Origin of the sequence: Morganella psychrotolerans (genome assembly GCF_001676155.1) — a bacterium.
Taxonomy (GTDB): Bacteria; Pseudomonadota; Gammaproteobacteria; order Enterobacterales; family Enterobacteriaceae; genus Morganella; species Morganella psychrotolerans.
Genome location: NZ_LZEW01000012.1, coordinates 421,007 through 438,985, shown reverse-complemented (window position 1 = coordinate 438,985; position 17,979 = coordinate 421,007). Strand labels below are relative to the sequence as shown.

At 46.6% G+C, this 17,979-nt stretch carries 14 protein-coding genes and 2 pseudogenes; 9 read left to right on the top strand and 7 right to left on the bottom strand.

Features of this window, described 5'->3' with window-relative positions; all coding sequences use genetic code 11:
• Nucleotides 1-8 precede the first annotated feature (8 nt).
• The 3 genes and pseudogenes from mreD to mreB all read right to left on the bottom strand — a co-directional run bounded on the left by mreD (nt 9) and on the right by mreB (nt 2,782).
• A pseudogene (mreD, locus tag AYY16_RS12395) lies at nt 9-498 on the bottom strand (rod shape-determining protein MreD).
• Entirely contained in the window at nt 495-1,625 is a 1,131-nt protein-coding gene (gene mreC, locus AYY16_RS12390) for a rod shape-determining protein MreC (RefSeq protein WP_067366883.1), read from the bottom strand. Before mreC ends, mreD begins: the two are co-directional and overlap by 4 nt.
• Before the next feature lie 113 nt (nt 1,626-1,738).
• Nucleotides 1,739-2,782: a rod shape-determining protein MreB gene (gene mreB, locus AYY16_RS12385; protein WP_004236290.1), complete on the bottom strand. Its 1,044-nt coding sequence runs from the start codon at nt 2,780-2,782 to the stop codon at nt 1,739-1,741.
• A 689-nt stretch (nt 2,783-3,471) separates the two neighbouring features.
• Here mreB and acuI point away from each other — a divergent pair.
• From acuI to AYY16_RS12335, 9 genes and pseudogenes are all read left to right on the top strand, one after another.
• Nucleotides 3,472-4,452, top strand: a complete 981-nt coding sequence (gene acuI, locus AYY16_RS12380) for an acrylyl-CoA reductase (NADPH) (protein WP_067366880.1) — start codon at nt 3,472-3,474, stop codon at nt 4,450-4,452.
• Nucleotides 4,453-4,701: 249 nt separating this feature from the next.
• Nucleotides 4,702-5,160: a type II 3-dehydroquinate dehydratase gene (gene aroQ / locus AYY16_RS12375; RefSeq protein WP_067366877.1), complete on the top strand. Its 459-nt coding sequence runs from the start codon at nt 4,702-4,704 to the stop codon at nt 5,158-5,160.
• Nucleotides 5,161-5,177: 17 nt separating this feature from the next.
• Nucleotides 5,178-5,640: pseudogene (gene accB / locus AYY16_RS12370) on the top strand (acetyl-CoA carboxylase biotin carboxyl carrier protein).
• Between the two features lie 11 nt (nt 5,641-5,651).
• Nucleotides 5,652-7,001, top strand: a complete 1,350-nt coding sequence (accC, locus tag AYY16_RS12365) for an acetyl-CoA carboxylase biotin carboxylase subunit (RefSeq protein WP_067366874.1) — start codon at nt 5,652-5,654, stop codon at nt 6,999-7,001.
• A gap of 123 nt (nt 7,002-7,124) precedes the next feature.
• Nucleotides 7,125-8,009, top strand: coding sequence for a 50S ribosomal protein L11 methyltransferase (gene prmA, locus AYY16_RS12360; protein ID WP_067366871.1), 885 nt, complete (start codon nt 7,125-7,127; stop codon nt 8,007-8,009).
• A 301-nt stretch (nt 8,010-8,310) separates the two neighbouring features.
• The gene (gene dusB, locus AYY16_RS12355) at nt 8,311-9,282 is read left to right on the top strand and encodes a tRNA dihydrouridine synthase DusB (protein ID WP_067366868.1); all 972 of its coding nucleotides are present in this window, start codon (nt 8,311-8,313) and stop codon (nt 9,280-9,282) included.
• A gap of 20 nt (nt 9,283-9,302) precedes the next feature.
• The gene (gene fis, locus AYY16_RS12350; protein WP_067366866.1) at nt 9,303-9,599 is read left to right on the top strand and encodes a DNA-binding transcriptional regulator Fis; all 297 of its coding nucleotides are present in this window, start codon (nt 9,303-9,305) and stop codon (nt 9,597-9,599) included.
• Between the two features lie 1,143 nt (nt 9,600-10,742).
• On the top strand, nt 10,743-11,324 hold the full coding sequence (locus AYY16_RS12340; protein WP_067366860.1) for a TetR/AcrR family transcriptional regulator: 582 nt from the start codon (nt 10,743-10,745) through the stop codon (nt 11,322-11,324).
• Between the two features lie 299 nt (nt 11,325-11,623).
• On the top strand, nt 11,624-12,808 hold the full coding sequence (locus tag AYY16_RS12335; protein WP_067366857.1) for an MFS transporter: 1,185 nt from the start codon (nt 11,624-11,626) through the stop codon (nt 12,806-12,808).
• A 482-nt stretch (nt 12,809-13,290) separates the two neighbouring features.
• Here the strand turns inward: AYY16_RS12335 and AYY16_RS21545 are convergent, their stop codons facing one another.
• The 4 genes from AYY16_RS21545 to speF form a co-directional block, all read right to left on the bottom strand.
• Nucleotides 13,291-13,482: a TetR family transcriptional regulator C-terminal domain-containing protein gene (locus AYY16_RS21545; protein ID WP_328585675.1), complete on the bottom strand. Its 192-nt coding sequence runs from the start codon at nt 13,480-13,482 to the stop codon at nt 13,291-13,293.
• The gene (locus AYY16_RS12330) at nt 13,445-13,936 is read right to left on the bottom strand and encodes a TetR/AcrR family transcriptional regulator (RefSeq protein WP_328585674.1); all 492 of its coding nucleotides are present in this window, start codon (nt 13,934-13,936) and stop codon (nt 13,445-13,447) included. The genes AYY16_RS21545 and AYY16_RS12330 overlap by 38 nt, the downstream gene beginning before the upstream one ends.
• A 98-nt stretch (nt 13,937-14,034) precedes the next feature.
• Complete coding sequence (gene potE / locus AYY16_RS12325; RefSeq protein WP_067366856.1) at nt 14,035-15,363, bottom strand: putrescine-ornithine antiporter; 1,329 nt, start codon at nt 15,361-15,363, stop codon at nt 14,035-14,037.
• A 62-nt stretch (nt 15,364-15,425) separates the two neighbouring features.
• The gene (gene speF / locus AYY16_RS12320) at nt 15,426-17,588 is read right to left on the bottom strand and encodes an ornithine decarboxylase SpeF (protein WP_067366853.1); all 2,163 of its coding nucleotides are present in this window, start codon (nt 17,586-17,588) and stop codon (nt 15,426-15,428) included.
• Nucleotides 17,589-17,979 lie beyond the last annotated feature (391 nt).

The window sequence follows — 17,979 nt, the reverse complement described above, 5'->3', positions numbered from 1 at the left end:
TTCCCTTATTAATGAACAGAAAAGTGACGGCGCGTCTTACGCAATAATAAAAAAGATCCATGGCCATAAGATACCATTGACCAGACTGTTCCAGAAGACTTCCGGATGAAACACAATGTTTGACAGTAGAAATTCTGACCAGAAAACAAAGAACTGCATCAGTGCCGACAATACCATAATCACCAATGACTGCTGCCACAGTGCCATATTACGCAGTAACTGATGTTTGAACGCCACCAGATAAGTGACAATCGATAAGCTCAGTGCATGCACGCCGAGCGTGGAGCCTTCAATCAGATCAATCATCATACCGAGAAAAAAAGCAGAGCCGACACTGACCCGGTGTGGCAGCGCCATCACCCAGTAGATAAGAAACAGCATCGCCCAGGACGGGCGATAAAATTGCAGTTGTTCCGGCCACGGCATGATTTGCAGCACAATCGCTATCAGAAATGAGATCCAGATGATTATCCGGTTCTGTCCCCGGTAGGTATTCATTGCGGCTTCATTCTCAGCTGACGGACAGGTGCGGTGTCTGCGGTATCCGGTGTACCCTGAGCGGCAGGCGGCACAGCAGATTGTGCAGGACGGGCCGGTTTTGGCTGTGCGGGCTGTACTGCTGGTTTTGGTTGCACTGCTGGTTTTGGTTGCACTGCAGATTGTACTACCGGCGGCACAGCACTTTCCGGCGCACTTTCCGGTGCCGGTGCCATAATTGGCGGAACCACCTGCGGCATGACCTGCATGATGCGTTCATTTGCCGCGCGGTAAACTTCAGACGGGCCGGAAGGGTCACGCGGATTACCATCCCCGCCCCATAATAAAAGAAGGTAACGCAACCGCTGAAGATCAGCCATCGGTTTTGCACTGATAATGGTATACGCGCGCTGATTATCGACCTTCACCGCAGAGACCACCCCGACCGGATAGCCTTCCGGGAAGCGTCCGCCAAGACCGGATGTGACCAGAACATCCCCGACACGGATATCAATATTGTTCGGCAAAGGCTCAAGCTGTAAATCATCACTGCACCCGGTGCCGGACGCAATAACGCGGATATCATTACGCAATACCTGAATCGGGAGTGCGTGTGTTGTATCGCAAATCAGCAATACGCGGCTGGTCAGCTGAGAGACAGCAATAACCTGCCCGACCACACCTTTATCACTGATAACCGGCTGCCCGTTATACACACCATCACGGCTGCCTTTATCAATCACCACCTGATCGCGGTAAGGCGTATTCGCTCCTGACATCACCTGGGTGACCATCATGTGCTCATCCTGGCGCAACGGAGAGCCGAGCAATTCACGCAGGCGAGCATTTTCCTGTTTAAACTGTTCAAGCAACTGATTCTGGCTGTTTTTAACCAGCAGTTCCTGCTGCAATGCCCTGTTTTCAAATTCCAGCTGCTGGCGTGTTGCAAAGTTATCCGAAATACCATCAAGTAACTGACGCGGGCCGTTAGCTAAAAAATAGAACGGACTGACCGCCGTATCCAGATAGTTACGGACTTTGGTAAACGCATCAACCCGGTTATCAACCACAATAAATCCGATGGCAAAAATAACCGCGATAATAATGCGAATCTGAAGGGAAGGCCCCCGGCTAAAAATCGGCTTCATAGGTTGCGATACAAGGCGCTACAGTAATTCTGTCCGGGCGGACAGAGGGTGTATCCGGCGAGCAGAGGGAGCGGACTCCCCCGGCTTGCAGTATTGAACGAACGGGAGTCCGCTTATTCTTCACTAAGAAGATCGCTGCCGTGCATATCGATCATCTCAAGTGCTTTACCACCACCGCGTGCAACACACGTCAGCGGATCTTCTGCAACAATCACCGGAATCCCGGTTTCTTCCATCAGCAGGCGGTCTAAATTACGCAGCAATGCACCACCACCGGTCAGCACCATACCACGTTCGGAAATATCAGACGCCAGCTCCGGCGGGCACTGTTCCAGCGCCAGCATCACCGCACTGACAATACCGGTCAGCGGTTCCTGCAATGCTTCCAGAATTTCGTTGGAATTCAACGTGAAACCACGCGGAACACCTTCAGCCAGGTTACGGCCGCGAACTTCGATTTCAAGCACTTCGTCAGTCGGATATGCAGAACCGATTTCGTGTTTGATGCGCTCAGCCGTTGCTTCGCCAATCAGTGAACCGTAGTTACGGCGCACATAATTAATGATGGCTTCATCAAAGCGATCACCACCGATACGGACAGAGGAGGAATACACCACGCCGTTCAGAGAGATAACGGCAACTTCTGTTGTACCACCGCCGATATCCACCACCATTGAACCTGTCGCTTCTGATACCGGCAAACCGGCACCGATTGCCGCAGAAACCGGCTCTTCGATCAGATAGACTTCGCGGGCACCGGCACTGAGTGCAGATTCGCGGATAGCACGGCGCTCAACCTGAGTTGCACCAACCGGTACACACACCAGAACACGCGGGCTCGGACGCATAAAGCTGTTGCTGTGAACCTGTTTGATAAAATGCTGAAGCATTTTCTCAGTCACAAAAAAGTCAGCGATTACACCGTCTTTCATCGGACGGATTGCTGCGATATTACCGGGGGTACGCCCCAGCATCCGCTTGGCTTCATGCCCGACTGCCGCAACACTCTTGGTGGAGCCGGGGCGATCCTGACGGATAGCCACAACAGACGGTTCATCAAGCACAATACCTTGTCCTTTGACATAAATCAGGGTATTGGCAGTACCCAGGTCAATAGACAAGTCGTTGGAAAACATGCCACGAATTTTTTTAAACATACAAAAGGATAATCCTGCAAGCCGGGGACGGAAATAAAACCGTCTACTTTACCAACCACGTTTTTTGCGACAAGCCACACATGCACCTTGCCAGAAGCGTGTCCACACCACATAGGGGAAGCGGTCTATTCTAGATAATTTTTATACGCTACGCAGTATAAAGCTGCACAAAAATGCAGACTTTTTCTCATTATTTGATGAAATACGCATAGACGGACTAAAATTAGTAATAAAAATCCGGTTATTATCTCCGGATCTTAAATTCTTACACATACTTCTCATCGAAAACCGGCGATATCACGTTATCCCTGATGAGAAACTGTCCTACAGTCGACCCGTCACTTTACGTCAAGTTCAACGGGATTTTATATAATATACGCAATCTTACAATCGGGCAGAGGCTATCGCGCCATTATGCTGATTAAAATATGCGGACAAATCCCGAATAAACCGGAAAAAGCGCCTTTCATGCCGCCCGATTATGGCGTGTTCACAGTACCTTTTCTTCGGAATAATCTCAAAATAATGCTGTAAATAAATATAACCCGCTCTGTTGGCAGGTCATAATCTTGCGCCCTGTCAGTATTCACCCGGGTTATATCTCCTATATTAAAAGGTTGATACCAAAATAACTATACCAATAACGTTGGGTATATATCTGTTCCCGCACACAAAAAATGAGGTCGAAGATGAAAGCCCTGTTACTTGAGCAAGATAATAATGTACTGACTGCCACTGTTAAAGATGTGGATACGGCACAACTGCCACAGGGAAATGTCACTGTGGATGTGACCTGGTCCGGCCTCAACTATAAAGATGCACTGGCCATTACCGGGAAAGGAAAGATTATCCGTAATTTCCCGATGGTACCGGGTATTGATTTCACAGGTACGGTCAGCCATTCAGAAGATCCGCGCTATCAGCCGGGTCAGAACGTTATTCTTACCGGCTGGGGTGTGGGAGAAAATCACTGGGGCGGACTGGCAGAACAGGCGCGGGTTAACGGCGACTGGCTGACACCTCTGCCTTCCGGCATGACAGCGCGTCAGGCGATGATTATCGGTACCGCCGGGTTTACCGCCATGCTGTGTGTGAAAGCCCTTGAAGACGGCGGCGTCACACCACAAAGCGGCGATATTATTGTCACCGGTGCAAGCGGCGGTGTGGGCAGTACTGCCGTGGCTCTGCTGGCAAAACTGGGTTATTCCGTTTATGCCGTGAGCGGACGTGAGAGCAACACCGATTATCTGCTGAAATTAGGGGCTAAAGCCGTACTGGCGCGTGAAGAGCTCAGCGCGCAGGGGCGTCCGCTGGAAAAACAGCGCTGGGCGGGTGCCGTGGATACAACCGGCGGACAGATACTTGCCAATCTGCTGGCACAGATGCACTATAACGCCACTGTGGCGGCTTGCGGATTAGCCGGCGGATTTACATTACCGACAACCGTGATGCCGTTTATTTTACGTAATGTCCGTCTTCAGGGCGTGGATTCTGTGAGCGTACCTACAGAAAAACGTCCTGAAATCTGGGCGCGTTTGTTAAAAGACCTGCCGGCAGACTACTATTTACAGGCAGCGACAGAAATATCTCTGTCTGACGCCGTCAGTTACGCAGAAAAACTTATGAACAATGCCATCACCGGCCGGACATTGGTTAACATCCGCGGATAGTCGCCATACAGAGCCGTTCAGGTACGAAACAAGATGATGATGAAACACTGTGATAACGATTAATCCACCTGCTTATGCCGGTATCTGACCTGTTCAGACCAGTATTTTGCTGCGAACTGCAATGAAATGTTTATAATGTCGCCCTTCATCCGCAAAAAATAATTTTGCATACGATGAGAAAAAGGTGACAACGCATTAACATCGCGTTATGTTGTGCGATTACGTAAGATTGCAGGAGATGGCAGCAGAATGACCGAAAGTTATCAAATTTTGTTACTGAACGGCCCGAATCTGAACCTGCTGGGAACGCGGGAGCCTGAGAAATACGGGACGCTCACTCTTGCGGATATCGTCGCTACACTGACCGCGGACGCTGGTCAGTGCGGTGTGACATTACATCACCTGCAATCCAACGCCGAGCACGAACTCATCGACAGAATTCATGCTGCGCGGGGAAACACAGATTTTATTCTGATTAACCCGGCCGCATTCACTCACACCAGTGTGGCTCTGCGTGATGCCCTGCTGGCTGTCAGTATCCCGTTTATCGAGATTCATCTGTCGAATGTACACGCACGGGAGCCGTTCCGCCATCACTCCTATCTCTCAGATATTGCCACCGGCGTTATCTGCGGACTGGGCGCGGAAGGTTACCGTTATGCTTTACAGGCAGCGGTTCACCGTCTGTCACAACTAACTCAACACTAAGAGTACGGAATCATCTCATGGATATTCGTAAAATAAAAAAAACTGATCGAGCTGGTCGAAGAGTCCGGTATTTCTGAGCTGGAAATTTCTGAAGGCGAAGAATCAGTACGCATCAGTCGTGCATTACCGATACAGACTTTTGCCGCACCTCAGCAATATATTCCCCAGGTTCAGCAGCCGGCGTTAGCCAATGCTGTTGCTCCGTCTCAGGGCCTTGCTGACAGTGTTGCGGAAAAAGAAATTGCCGGTCATGTGGTCCGTTCCCCGATGGTAGGTACGTTCTACCTTTCACCAAGTCCGGATGCGAAACCTTTTATCCACGTTGGTAAGCAGGTCAATGTCGGTGATACCCTGTGCATCGTCGAAGCCATGAAAATGATGAACCAGATCGAAGCTGACAAAGCCGGTGTGGTCAAAGCAATTCTGTTAAGCGACGGCGAACCTGTCGAATTTGACGAGCCACTGGTCGTCATCGAATAACGAGGCGAATCATGCTGGAAAAAATCCTTATTGCTAACCGGGGTGAAATTGCACTGCGCATCCTGCGGGCCTGTAAAGAGCTCGGCATTAAAGCAGTTGCTGTTCATTCCTCCGCGGATCGTGATTTAAAACACGTTTTACTGGCTGACGAAACCATTTGTATTGGTCCGGCAGCCTCCGCGAAAAGTTACCTGAATATCCCGGCGATTATCTCTGCCGCAGAAATTTCAGGATCCCAGGCTATTCATCCGGGATACGGTTTCTTATCTGAAAACGCTGACTTTGCTGAACAAGTTGAACGCTCAGGCTTTGTCTTTATCGGCCCGAAAGCCGATACCATCCGTCTGATGGGCGATAAAGTCTCTGCAATCCACGCGATGAAAGAAACGGGTGTTCCGTGTGTACCGGGCTCTGACGGCCCGCTCAGCGACGATATGCCGCTGAATCACACCATCGCACACCGCATTGGTTATCCGGTTATCATCAAAGCTTCCGGCGGCGGCGGCGGACGCGGTATGCGCGTTGTCCGCAATGACGCTGATCTCGAAGAAGCGATTGCCATGACCAAGGGTGAAGCCAAAGCGGCATTCAACAATGACGTGGTTTACATGGAGAAATTCCTTGAAAACCCGCGTCACGTTGAAATCCAGATTATGGCTGATGGTCAGGGACATGCGGTTTATCTGGCAGAACGTGACTGCTCCATGCAGCGCCGTCACCAGAAAGTCGTTGAAGAAGCGCCGGCTCCGGGCATCAGCGCCGAACTGCGTAAAAGTATCGGTGAGCGCTGTGCCAAAGCCTGTATCGATATCGGCTATCGCGGTGCCGGTACATTTGAGTTTCTGTTTGAAGACGGCGAGTTCTATTTTATTGAGATGAACACCCGTATTCAGGTTGAACATCCGGTCACTGAAATGATCACCGGTATTGACCTGATTAAAGAGCAGCTGCGTGTCGCATCCGGCCTGCCGCTCTCTGTTAAACAGAAAGATATTCATGTGAAAGGCCATGCGATCGAGTGCCGTATCAATGCCGAAGATCCGCATACTTTCCTGCCAAGCCCGGGCAAAATTACCCGCTTCCACTCACCGGGTGGTTTCGGTGTCCGCTGGGAATCACATATTTACGCCGGTTATACCGTGCCGCCATACTATGATTCCATGATTGGCAAGCTGATCACTTATGGTGAAACCCGTGAAATTGCTATCGCCCGTATGAAAAATGCGCTGGCGGAGTTAATTATTGACGGAATTAAAACCAATATTGAGCTGCATCAGCTGATTATGAATGATGAAAACTTCTGCAAAGGTGGAACAAACATCCACTATCTGGAGAAAAAACTCGGTCTTCACGAGGTCTGATTTTCATCTTCTGCCCTATATCAGGCCCCTGTCATTCAGGGGCTTTTTTATTTTCCGGCGGGTCCGGAAATCACCATCTCAAGCCGTATCCCGCCGGATGCCGCTTAGCTTAAAGAGAATGTTATGCCTTGGATCCAATTACGCTTAAATTCCACCGGCGCACACGCTGAAACGATCGGTGACGAACTGACTGAAAGCGGCGCGGTATCTGTCACATTTCAGGACAGTCACGACACACCGGTTTTTGAACCGCTGCCGGGCGAAACCCGCCTGTGGGGTGATACTGACATCGTCGGTTTATATGACGCCGACGCCGATATGGAATGGGTTGTCGCACAATTACAACAGCACCCGCTGCTGGGCGAAAATTTTGTTTACAAAATTGAACAGCTCGAAGACAAAGACTGGGAACGTGAATGGATGGATAACTTCCACCCGATGCGTTTTGGTCAGCGCCTGTGGATCTGCCCGAGCTGGCGCGATGTACCGGACCCCGGTGCAGTCAATGTGATGCTCGACCCGGGTCTGGCATTCGGCACCGGGACACACCCGACAACCTCGCTGTGCCTGGAATGGCTCGACGGGCTGGATCTGAACGGCAAAACCATTATCGATTTCGGCTGTGGTTCCGGCATTCTTGCGATCGCCGCGCTGAAACTGGGTGCAAAAGCCGCCATTGGTATTGATATTGACCCGCAGGCGATTCTGGCCAGCAGAGACAACGCAGAGCGCAACGGTGTCTCAGACAACCTGACCCTTTACCTTTCAGATGAAAAGCCTGACACGCTCGTTGCAGACGTTGTGGTAGCCAATATTCTGGCCGGTCCGCTGCGTGAACTGGCTCCGATCATCGGCGCACTGCCTCAGGCAGGCGGATTACTCGGATTATCCGGGGTGCTGGCGACCCAGGCTGAAGGTGTGGCAGATGCCTATCGTGATGCATTTATCATCGATGAGATTGCAGAAAAAGAAGAATGGTGCCGGATAACGGCGACGAAACATAACTGATACTCAGACTGTTTGTATATAATTTGTATATAAATCGTGCGCTTGCGTTGCTTAGTGAATAGTTTATAAGCAAAAATCCGCAGGCGCATTTTCTTATGAAAATTAAATTACAATCCCGCTGCAATGCTGATTTCAGCCTAACTTATTGTTACAAAACATTAATTAATAAAATCTTAAAAAAGCAATAAAAAAAAAATCATCATTAAAGGTCGATTTGCTCAAAGTTTGTCCTTTCATATCTTTGAAAAAATGCGTAATATACGCGCCCTTGCAGTCACAGTATGGCCACACTTCTTCGTCTATGCGAATCGGACAATACCAGTTGAAAAACCGCCTTATAGCGGCCCCTATGGCAGGCATTACAGATCGGCCTTTCCGGTCTTTGTGTTATGAAATGGGCGCAGGTATGGCCGTCTCAGAGATGCTCTCTTCCAATCCTCAGGTATGGAAGACGGACAAATCGAGATTACGCATGGTACATCGTGATGAGCCGGGTATTCGTTCTGTGCAGATAGCTGGTAATGATCCCGCTGAAATGGCGGCCGCGGCAAAGATTAATGTTGCCGGCGGTGCGCAAATCATCGATATCAATATGGGTTGTCCCGCCAAAAAAGTGAATCGCAAGCTGGCAGGCTCAGCACTGCTGCGTTATCCGCATCTGGTAGAAGAGATTCTCTCAGCAGTGGTAAATGCAGTCGACGTGCCTGTGACGCTGAAGATTCGCACCGGTTGGTCACCGGAAGAACGAAACTGTGTAATGATTGCCCAATTGGCCGAGCGTTGCGGTATTCAGGCTATTACAATTCATGGCAGGACCCGTGCCTGTCTTTTTAATGGTGAAGCCGAATACGACAACATCCGGACAGTTAAGCAGACTGTTGCCATACCGGTTATTGCCAATGGCGACATAACTGACCCGCTTAAAGCCGGGGCAGTACTGGACTACACCGGCGCAGACGCGCTGATGATCGGTCGTGCTGCTCAGGGAAGACCCTGGATCTTCCGGGAAATCCAGCACTATCTGGACACAGGTGAACTGTTGCCACCGCTGCCCGGTGCAGAGGTGCAACGCATTATGTGTGAGCATGTACGGGAATTGCATGACTTTTATGGTCAAGGCAAGGGAGCCCGTATAGCCCGCAAGCATGTTTCCTGGTATATGCAGGAACATGCGCCTGATGTTCAGTTTCGGCGCTCATTCAACGCCATTGAGGATGCCGGCGAACAGCTGGAGGCGTTGGAAGCATATTTTGAAAATTTTTTGCGTAAATAAAGAAAAGAGCTGACAGAACTATGTTCGAACAACGCGTAAATTCTGACGTACTAACCGTCGCTACTGTAAATTCACAAGATCAGGTAACACAGAAACCGTTACGTGATTCAGTTAAGCAGGCATTGAAGAACTATTTTGCTCAATTAAACGGTCAGGATGTTAATGAACTGTATGAGCTGGTGCTGGCTGAAGTTGAACAGCCACTGTTGGACATGGTTATGCAATACACCCGTGGTAACCAGACCCGTGCTGCTACAATGATGGGTATCAACCGCGGTACACTGCGTAAAAAACTGAAAAAATACGGCATGAATTAATTCATAACGTATAATGCTTTGAATTGAAAAGCCTTTTCTGTATTTCGGGAAAGGCTTTTTTGTTGTCCGGGATATAAGATAACGCGGGTGGACAGTATCCACACTGATATAAAAACGAGCTCAGTTAACCATATTTTACTGAAAGCCTCTGTTTTAAATAGGGAAATTACCCTCATATTTAATACAATTCTGTACTCTGAAATATTACCTTATTTTTTTACTGTTTATCTTTTCAGTTATGTAAGCAAAAACAGTATTGACATAAAATTTATTTTTGATAGATTTATTTCAACAGCAAGATATATGTTGTCAGCTGTTAAAGCACCATAGTATAAGATGTGATTTACGCGATGATATAAGGCTACGATTTACCCGGGGGGTTGCAATCACAATGATTGGCAACAGAAGTAAGGTAACGTATCAGGAGTTTATATCGCGAGGGGAAATATATTTGTTTAATGTAGTATCAACGTAAGTTATTAGTTGTTAAGTACCATTGTTAAGATATGATTTACGCGATGATGTAAGGCTATGATTTACCTGGGGTGTTGCAATCGCAATGGTTAGCAACAGGAGTAAGGTAACGTATCAGGAGTTTATATCGCGAGGGGAAGTGTACTTGTTTAGTTCATCATTTAATGATGAAATTTTCAAAAAAACGTTTATATGGAGAGAAGAGTAATTTAGTAAAACCATATAGCAACAAGCGTGTACATTTTTAATAGTAGTATCAAAGTAGTATTACGTTAGTCATATTTAATGTTAAATGTAAAACATGCAGTACCTTAAAAGCCCTGACATTGAAAAATGATCAGGGCTTTTATTTTATATGAGAATAATTAATTTCAGTTAATTTTGATCACCTGCGCCAAATGAACATCATCAATAAACAGGATGGGCTCATCATTCACGGCGGACTTTAACCGGACATACGCCGCCATAAACTGCTGCTATTTTTCAGCATCATATTTATGTGGAACACCTTTTAGTTTTTAGCATCCAGTGAAATAATTCGGCTGCTCATGCGTTACATTTTTCGCAGGGAGTAACGTCTTATTGTGTAATGATCGGTCAAATATAGTTCTTGACTGATCAGTCAAAAACTGATTAACTTAGATCAATTGAATTATGAGGTACTGATTTATGAGCGGACGACCAAAGGAATATGACGACGAAAAAGTGATTGAGTCAGCCATGAATGTATTCTGGAATAACGGTTACGAAGCAAGCAGTACACAGATGCTTTGTCAGGAAACCGGTCTTGGCCGGGGCAGTCTTTACCATGCTTTCGGTAACAAACAGGGACTATATGAAAAAGCTCTGCGGCACTATCAGGACGTTGGTATCATTGCTCAAAAAGACATTCTGAACAGTCAGGGAACAGCCAAAGAACGCCTGATGAAATTGCTTCAGTGGGGGATCGCCACCGACCTTGATAGTGGAAGTTCACGCGGCTGCCTGGCCTTACATTCCGTTTTGGAACGAAGCCCTAAAGACCCTGAAATTCAGTCGATTAACCGCCATTACCTCCACCGGTTAGAATCGCTGATTAACAAAGTCATTACCCGGGGTATAGAAGCAGGAGAGTTTCAGGTTACCCCAAATAGCAGCGTTGCCAGCAAAGCCTTTCTTGCCGGGTATTACGGACTTAGGATAATGGGTGTTACCGTCGGTGATCCCTGTTTTTTAAATGCCACAGCAGAAGGGATAATTGCAAAAATGTAATATCCCTTAAATCTATTTTTTACATCACATTCTTTACTGATAAGTAAACAACTATTTAGCGGGGTATTATCATATTCGGATACGCGCTCAATTTTATACTGATCGATAAACAACAGAGGTTATTTTGAATATGAGCCCCCATGTAAAAGCATTTCATATCACCGGTGGTAAAGAATCAATCACCTCTTACGTTGCTTAGTGCAATCGCCGGCAGAACAACGTCATATAAAAATAATTAATAATCATGGTGTTATACGTTTAGTTGACGCTAAATATGGATCAGATCAAGAGGTGAAAAGTTGAATCGAAATTTATACATACTGATGGCTGTTATTTTAGTCATCGCGATGAGCGAGCTCCAGACCGCAGGCATGCTGCCAAACATAGCCGCTGACCTTAATGTAACCACTGGTCAGGTTGGTTTATTAGTTTCCGTGTATTCATTAGGTATGGCTATCGGCGGGCCGGTTATTGCCTATGTTCTCCGGCGCAAATCACCGCGAATTATGCTCACCCGGATTATGATAGCCTATGCGGTAATAGAAATGCTTGCGCCGGTTGTACATTCATACTTGTGGCTGGCTTTAGCACGCGTATTAACAGGTTGTCTGTCCGGTGCAACATTCGGCCTTGCCCTGACCTTTGCAGCAAGACTGGCACCATCACCCGGTCAGATAGGCCGTTCGGTATCTATTGTGCTCAGCGGATTAATGATCGGTACCGTAATCGGTTTACCATTAAGTCATTTCATCGCGACTCAATGGGACTGGCAAAACTGCTTTTATCTGTTGGGTGTAGCGCCCTTACTTGTCAGCGTCGCTGTCAGAACAGGCTTGCCTGACCTGGCAAAAGCAACCATGAGTGAATCCTGGGAAGATCTCAAAAATTTAAAATCACCTAAATTATGGTCCCGTTACCTCGTGAGCTTTCTGACAATCGGCGCAGCTTACGGCTCATTCTCATTTTTCACACCTTTACTTCAGGATAATGCCGGATTCAGTCCTGATGCAACCACCATGATCCTGTTGGGTTACGGAATTTGTACGGTCATTGGTAACCTGGTTGCAGGCCGGTTCGCAGATGAACATTCTGTTGGTGTGTTACGTATCGGGCATAGCGTGTTGCTCGTCGCTTTAGTCTCACTTTCACTATTTAGTGATATCAAAGCGGTAACACTCGTCATGGTACTGGTAGTCGGACTGATTGGTATATCCATGAACCCGGCACTGATAACAAGGGTTACTCAGGCAGGTGGTACCGGCTATCTGGTAACGACGGTTCACACTGCCGTTATCACAATGGGCATCACGTCGGGAACCATGTTCAGCGCATTTTCGATGAGTATCTTTGGTCAAAACCCTGTAATTGCAACATGGACAGGATCTGCGCTGGTTATTCTGGTGCTGATTGTTTCCGCATTTCAAACCCTGAGCGGAAACGGGAAACAAACACCAGCGGGGAAAGGGCTCTGTTGTAAAGTTTGAGTGAGTAATATGCAAAGTAACGACCGGGCTCACCCGATGAATACATGCAAAGGTCGTTATTTTACCGGATTATCATTTTGTGGGCAGTACACCGGTACTGTAAATACGGTATCCGTTTTACGGGAAGAGCCTGAGACACAATAGTAAATAACTATTGTGTCTTTTTACTTAAATCTCCGGGCTTTGTTTTTCATTACTTCCATGCCGGGACTATAATATTCTCTTTCCCCTGTCTCACCGTGATCAATCCGAGTATCAATCAGATAACAGTGATTCATGCATTTGATCACATTTTACAGTATACCGACCACTATTTTTAATCAAAATGCACGTAAATATCATATTGCCCTTTTACGGATATAGACCAGTCATCTTGTTAATTATAAAAAAAATTATCAGGTAATCACGGTTATTTTAACAGCTGAGATATCTGATAAATTATTCTTCAATAACGACCGGGCGGGCAGCACACCGAAACACGGTTATGCTTTATTTTTAATCAATTCATTTATGAAAATAGTGATAAATATATCCAGAGGCTCACCGTTGCGGGCCAGTTTAGCCTGCATAACCGCCCCTTCCCATCCCATCCAGAAAAATACGGCCATCAGTCTGCAATCAACTAAGGCTGAAATATCATTCAGAGCCTGTGCCTGCGACAGACAGACTTCCACTTTTTTTTTGCCACCCGCTGATAATAGTCTTTAATATTCCGCCATATCCGTCGGGTAAATTAGTCACTTCCTGCCCGAGATTACCGACTAAACATCCGCGCTGCCAGTCATACTTTTCCATAGCGGATTTTGTCGACTGATAAAATCTGACTAAGCGGGTCAGAGGTGGCGACGCAGGATCAGACAGGTACTTATCCAGTAAATGCGAGAAATAGCTGTCGTAATGACGCATGATCTCAAGACCAAACTGCTCTTTACTTTTAAAGTAATAATAAAAAGATCCTTTCGGTATACCCACTTTTTTCAGTATCCCGTTAATATCCGATGTCATATAACCTTTTTCAGTAAACATCTCTGTACCGCTGCGGATAAGCAATTCTCTGACATCAATTCCTGAGTCATGATTTTTCGGCGGTCGCCCACGCCTGGGTTTAGTGACTAATGTGTCCGTCATTAAATATATCTCCCGTCATTCACAATAATATTGGCCGGTTACCGGATAAAAATCCTCCGGCGAAACCTGCACAAGCGGGTTTCGCCGGAGAGTATCCGTTATTTAACCATCACATCCTGATTTTGCTTCATTTCAAAACGCGGGGAGACAAAACCGTAGAGAGTCCAGCCGAGGAAAGTGGCTAAAGCACCCCACATGACAGCATCATCACCGGATGAATACAGGGCATAAAAACTGTAAACCGCACCGATAAATGCAATGATATTCCCTGTCCGTGCTTTCTTCGGATCGACTTTTGCCACTTTTTGCAAAACGATCATCGCGGCCATAGATAAGATATAAGGAATAATATTGGTAACAACGGCCAGGTTAACCAGCACATTAAACTGCTTATTCAGTGACGGACTGATTGTCATCAGTGACAATACAGACTGAATAACCACAATAACCAACATACCTTTCACCGGCGCATCAGCTTTGGTCACTGAAGAGAAAATTTTCGGGAAATAACCGGAATCTGATGATGATTTAAAGACCTGAGCAATAGTAAACTGCCAGCCTAATAATGAGCCGCAACAGGACATAATCATCAGCGCCATAACGACTTTACCCACACCCGGCGTAAACATTTGTGAGAATGCCAGACCAAACGGCGCTGTAGAATTTGCCAGATCCATATTCGGTACGATACCGGCAATCACATTTGTCGATACGATATAAATAACCGCCGCACCGAGTGTCCCGCCAAGAACTGCAATCGGCACGTTTTTTTCAGGATTATCAACAGCATCACTATTAGCACATGCCGATTCCATGCCTAAGAATGCCCATAATGTCATCGCAATTGATGAGCCGACAGCATCAAAGAGCGGGAAATTATGCGGGTTCCACGAGTTAACATACAGCTCAGGACTGAACCACCACCAGCCGATAACAGAAATACCGACAACCGGGATAATAACGCCCCATACCGTAATGCTGCTGATCCGCCCCGTGATTTTTGCACCACCGAAGTTCGCCACTGTACAGATCCACAAAACAACAATAGTGGCGACACCGATGCCGAAAGGTGTCATGACGGCATCCATTAATTCAGCACCATAACCAACCGCAGAAATCGCAATCGCGACATTGGCTATCAGCAGAGAAACACCATAGGTGTAATTCGCCATAAAGTTACCGGACTTACCAAATGCATATTCCGCATACCCGCCCATCCCGCCGCTGCGGCGGCTGTACATCCCGCATTTGGAGAAGGCATATGCCAGCGCCATCGACCCGATTGCGGTCACAACCCAGGACAAAATTGAAATTGTCCCCACTTCTGCCAGTTTGGTCGGTAACATAATGATACCGGACCCCATCATATTCACCGCGGTCAATATGGTGAGCTGTAATACGCTCATTTTATTTTTTGAAGCACTCATATTTCTCTCCCGGGATGGCGGGACATGCTAATCCCTGCCCCGCCATGCAAGTATTAGCAAACTTAGTGTCTGATTACATAGCCGTATGCCCGCTGACGACCATCTTCATCGCTGCGGATATACACACCCTGCAATTCCGGTGAGAATCCCGGGAACAGGTTGATACCTTCTTCCAGCGCAAGGAAATACTGCTGAACAGAACCGCCCCAAATTTCCCCCGGAATAACACACAGCACTCCCGGCGGGTAAGGCAGAGCGCCTTCTGCCGCAATGCATCCTTCTATCTGATCAACGGCAACCAATTCAACATTACCGCGGACAAATTCAATATTGGCGGCCTGCGGTAACATACTTACCTCAGGGAAGTGCGCCTTACGGAACATCTCTTTCTGGAGCTGTTTCACATTGAATTTCACGTACATGTCATGCATTTCCTGACATAACTGACGGATGCTGTATCCCTGATAACGGGTTTTGTTTGCGTGATACACAGACGGCAGAACGACTTCCAGCGGGGCATCCTGCTCCAGAAGTTGTTCAAAGCGTGCAATTTGTGCCACTAAGTGCTGCATTTTTGCCATGCTTTCAGCAGGTGTCAGCAGGAAAAGGATTGAGTTAAGGTCGCATTTCTCAGGGACAATATTATTTTCACGTAAATAATTTGCGAGGATAGTTGCAGGTACACCGAATGCATCATAGTTTCCCGTTTTGGCATTAATACCCGGGGTGGTCAGCAGCAGCTTGCAGGGATCAACAAAATACTGATTTTCTGCATAACCTTCAAAGGCATGCCAGCGTTCACCCGGCACAAAGTTAAAAAATCTCAGATCATCAGCAATCACATCAGTATCAAATTCGCCCCATGAACGTCCGTCAACAGTCTCAGGGATAAACGGACGGATATGGCTGCATGATTTCAGTAATAATTTACGGGTTTCGATCCCGGTTTTAACGCAGTCCATCCATAAGCGTTTACCGGATTCGCCTTCATGCATTTTGGCGTTGACATCCAGTGCGGCAAATAACGGATAGAACGGACTGGTTGACGCATGCATCATAAATGCATTATTCAGGCGCTTATGGTTCACATAGCGATCCTGACCTTTGATATGGTGATCTTTTTTATGGATTTGTGAGGTCTGGGAGAAGCCTGCCTGCTGTTTGTGTACTGACTGTGTCACCATTATGCCCGGATCGTTTTCATTGAGTTCCAGCAGCAGCGGAGAACAATCTTTCATCATCGGAATGAATTGTTCGTAACCCACCCAGGCAGAATCAAATAAGATGTAATCACATAAATGACCTATTTTATCAACAACCTGGCGTGCATTATAAATTGTACCGTCATACGTACCCAGTTGAATAACAGCCAGACGGAACGGCCGTTTTTCACCCGCCCGTGCCGGTGCGGCTTCTTTAATTAAGTCACGCAGGTAGTCTTCTTCAAAGCAGTGCGCATCAATACCACCGATAAAACCAAACGGGTTACGTGCTGCTTCCAGATAGATTGGTGTCGCCCCTGCCTGAATTAATGCACCATGGTGGTTTGATTTATGGTTATTACGGTCAAACAATACCAGGTCACCCGGTGCCAGTAAGGCATTCAGAACGACTTTATTGGATGACGATGTCCCGTTCAGGACAAAATATGTTTTATCTGCATTAAATACTTTGGCTGCATGCTGTTGCGCGGCGCACGGTGCGCCTTCGTGAATTAATAAATCCCCCATAGAGACATCGGCATTACACAAGTCGGAGCGGAACAGATTTTCACCGAAATATTCAACGAACTGATTACCCAGCGGATGACGGCGAAAAAATTCACCTCCCTGATGCCCCGGGCAATCAAATGCGGAATTACCTTTCTCAACATAGTTTTTCAGACTGCCGAAGAATGGTGGCAATAAACTTTCTTCATATTTCAGTGCGGCTGTCTCAAGTTGCTTACTGTACAGGGAACCGTTATTTTTATTTAAATCAATCACACCGGTCAGGCGTGTAATGATCTCCGCCGGAATGATATCATTCTGACCAATTACCGCAAAAACGGGCTGACCAAAGCTATGCTGTTCAATGAAATCTAATTTCCCATTCTGAATATCATCAAGAGAAATAATAATTACAGCAACATCAGTAAATTCGGTGCTTAAGATATCCACACTATTTCTGTGCGTGACGATATAGTCACTCATATCATAGCTGACAGCAAATTTATAATTATTCATTTTAAATACCTATATTTTTCGCAAAAGAATTCCCGCTAAAATATTTTCAGAAAATATTTTAGTTATTTGTTTTTATAATGCGAGCTTGTTCCCTCAATATAATATTGAGTTAAAGATTCACACTATTTATACCCTTATTCATTCAAACTGCAGGTTCGTTGGCTGCAACTTGAATGACGTTGGGTATATATGCCATAATGCACAGCAATATCATAAAGTAACCTGATAATTTCAAATCATACAATTACAGCACCTATACCCTTATTCATTCAAACCGCAGGTTCGTTGACTGCATCCTGAATGACGTTGGGTATAAGCCATAAAATAATGAAAGAAAAAATCATGTACTCACGAATTACATACACAAAAGCCGGGATATGAATTATCAATC

What these genes read in the sequence shown, in the direction of transcription:
- AYY16_RS12330 (WP_328585674.1), bottom strand. Translation starts at nt 13,936, where the DNA reads ATGACGGACACATTAGTCACTAAACCCAGGCGTGGGCGACCGCCGAAA.
- dusB (WP_067366868.1), top strand. Translation starts at nt 8,311, where the DNA reads ATGCGAATCGGACAATACCAGTTGAAAAACCGCCTTATAGCGGCCCCT.
- acuI (WP_067366880.1), top strand. Translation starts at nt 3,472, where the DNA reads ATGAAAGCCCTGTTACTTGAGCAAGATAATAATGTACTGACTGCCACT.
- mreB (WP_004236290.1), bottom strand. Translation starts at nt 2,782, where the DNA reads ATGTTTAAAAAAATTCGTGGCATGTTTTCCAACGACTTGTCTATTGAC.
- speF (WP_067366853.1), bottom strand. Translation starts at nt 17,588, where the DNA reads ATGAATAATTATAAATTTGCTGTCAGCTATGATATGAGTGACTATATC.
- aroQ (WP_067366877.1), top strand. Translation starts at nt 4,702, where the DNA reads ATGACCGAAAGTTATCAAATTTTGTTACTGAACGGCCCGAATCTGAAC.
- accC (WP_067366874.1), top strand. Translation starts at nt 5,652, where the DNA reads ATGCTGGAAAAAATCCTTATTGCTAACCGGGGTGAAATTGCACTGCGC.
- mreC (WP_067366883.1), bottom strand. Translation starts at nt 1,625, where the DNA reads ATGAAGCCGATTTTTAGCCGGGGGCCTTCCCTTCAGATTCGCATTATT.
- potE (WP_067366856.1), bottom strand. Translation starts at nt 15,363, where the DNA reads ATGAGTGCTTCAAAAAATAAAATGAGCGTATTACAGCTCACCATATTG.
- prmA (WP_067366871.1), top strand. Translation starts at nt 7,125, where the DNA reads ATGCCTTGGATCCAATTACGCTTAAATTCCACCGGCGCACACGCTGAA.
- fis (WP_067366866.1), top strand. Translation starts at nt 9,303, where the DNA reads ATGTTCGAACAACGCGTAAATTCTGACGTACTAACCGTCGCTACTGTA.
- AYY16_RS12340 (WP_067366860.1), top strand. Translation starts at nt 10,743, where the DNA reads ATGAGCGGACGACCAAAGGAATATGACGACGAAAAAGTGATTGAGTCA.